The 1,845-nt window shown below is 56.8% G+C and carries 1 rRNA gene (only partly in view); it reads left to right on the forward strand.

Annotation, left to right across the window (positions count from 1 at the left end):
- Window positions 1-1,843, forward strand: a 23S ribosomal RNA gene (locus ACFVYI_RS42165); it begins 1,378 nt to the left of the window's first position.
- Window positions 1,844-1,845 lie beyond the last annotated feature (2 nt).

Below are 1,845 nucleotides of genomic sequence, written 5' to 3' on the forward strand. Positions count from 1 at the left end.
GAGGGCCAACGCCTGCTGTGATGGGTAGGGGAGCGTCGTGTGCCGGGTGAAGCGGCGGTGGAAACCAGTCGTGGACGGTACACGAGTGAGAATGCAGGCATGAGTAGCGATACAAGAGTGAGAAACTCTTGCGCCGATTGACCAAGGGTTCCTGGGTCAAGCTGATCTGCCCAGGGTAAGTCGGGACCTAAGGCGAGGCCGACAGGCGTAGTCGATGGACAACGGGTTGATATTCCCGTACCCGCTTTGAAGCGCCAACGTCGAACCAGGTGATGCTAAAGCCGTGAAGCCGGCCCGGAGTCTTCGGACAAAGGGACGTGGTGGAGCCGCTGATCCAAGCTTGTAGTAGGTGAGCGATGGGGTGACGCAGGAAGGTAGTCCAGCCCGGGCGGTGGTTGTCCCGGGGTAAGGGTGTAGGCCGAGTGATAGGCAAATCCGTCACTCATTAAGGCTGAGACCTGATGCCGAGCCGATTGTGGTGAAGTGGATGATCCTATGCTGTCGAGAAAAGCCTCTAGCGAGTTTCATGGCGGCCCGTACCCCAAACCGACTCAGGTGGTCAGGTAGAGAATACCGAGGCGTTCGGGTGAACTATGGTTAAGGAACTCGGCAAAATGCCCCCGTAACTTCGGGAGAAGGGGGGCCATTCCTGGTGATGAGTCTTGCACTCTGAGCTGGGGGTGGCCGCAGAGACCAGCGAGAAGCGACTGTTTACTAAAAACACAGGTCCGTGCGAAGCCGTAAGGCGATGTATACGGACTGACGCCTGCCCGGTGCTGGAACGTTAAGGGGACCGGTTAGCTTGGATTCGTCCAGGCGAAGCTGAGAACTTAAGCGCCAGTAAACGGCGGTGGTAACTATAACCATCCTAAGGTAGCGAAATTCCTTGTCGGGTAAGTTCCGACCTGCACGAATGGCGTAACGACTTCTCGACTGTCTCAACCATAGGCCCGGTGAAATTGCATTACGAGTAAAGATGCTCGTTTCGCGCAGCAGGACGGAAAGACCCCGGGACCTTTACTATAGCTTGATATTGGTGTTCGGTTCGGCTTGTGTAGGATAGGTGGGAGACTTTGAAGCAGCAACGCCAGTTGTTGTGGAGTCGTCGTTGAAATACCACTCTGGTCGTGCTGGATGTCTAACCTGGGTCCGTGATCCGGATCAGGGACAGTGTCTGGTGGGTAGTTTAACTGGGGCGGTTGCCTCCTAAAGAGTAACGGAGGCGCCCAAAGGTTCCCTCAGCCTGGTTGGCAATCAGGTGTTGAGTGTAAGTGCACAAGGGAGCTTGACTGTGAGACTGACGGGTCGAGCAGGGACGAAAGTCGGGACTAGTGATCCGGCGGTGGCTTGTGGAAGCGCCGTCGCTCAACGGATAAAAGGTACCCCGGGGATAACAGGCTGATCTTCCCCAAGAGTCCATATCGACGGGATGGTTTGGCACCTCGATGTCGGCTCGTCGCATCCTGGGGCTGGAGTAGGTCCCAAGGGTTGGGCTGTTCGCCCATTAAAGCGGTACGCGAGCTGGGTTTAGAACGTCGTGAGACAGTTCGGTCCCTATCCGCTGTGCGCGTAGGAGTGTTGAGAAGGGCTGTCCCTAGTACGAGAGGACCGGGACGGACGAACCTCTGGTGTGCCAGTTGTCCTGCCAAGGGCATGGCTGGTTGGCTACGTTCGGGAGGGATAACCGCTGAAAGCATCTAAGCGGGAAGCCTGCTTCGAGATGAGCACTCCCACCTCCTTGAGAGGGTAAGGCTCCCAGTAGACGACTGGGTTGATAGGCCGGATATGGAAGCCCTGTAAGGGGTGGAGTTGACCGGTACTAATAGGCCGAGGGCTTGTCCTCAG

It is taken from the genome of Kitasatospora sp. NPDC058218, from assembly GCF_042882445.1.
Taxonomy (GTDB): domain Bacteria; phylum Actinomycetota; class Actinomycetes; order Streptomycetales; family Streptomycetaceae; genus Kitasatospora.